This window comes from Paraburkholderia sp. SIMBA_027 (genome assembly GCF_046535315.1).
GTDB lineage: Bacteria > Pseudomonadota > Gammaproteobacteria > Burkholderiales > Burkholderiaceae > Paraburkholderia > Paraburkholderia tropica.
Genome location: NZ_JAWRWY010000795.1, coordinates 1 through 264, shown reverse-complemented (window position 1 = coordinate 264; position 264 = coordinate 1). Strand labels below are relative to the sequence as shown.

At 61.4% G+C, this 264-nt stretch carries 1 protein-coding gene; it reads left to right on the top strand.

The genetic code is table 11. From position 1 onward, the window contains the following. Positions 1-264, top strand: a 264-nt coding sequence (locus SB764_RS41245) for a molybdopterin-dependent oxidoreductase (RefSeq protein WP_410866933.1), incomplete at both ends; no start/stop codon positions are given.

Here is a 264-nt window from a genome sequence, read left to right as displayed (position 1 = left end):
ACCTTGCCCGTGGACGGTATCAGCCCGCTCGTCACCCCGAACCGGGACTTTTACCGCATCGACACCGCTTTGACGGTGCCGGGGATCGATCCGCCTACCTGGAAACTCAAGGTCACAGGGATGGTGGACCGGGAAGTTGAACTCGATTTCGCCACCCTCTTGACCAAGCCCATGACGGCCCGGCACATCACCATAGCGTGCGTTTCCAACGAGGTAGGCGGAGATCTGATCGGCAACGCTTTGTGGCTCGGATGGCCCGTCCGG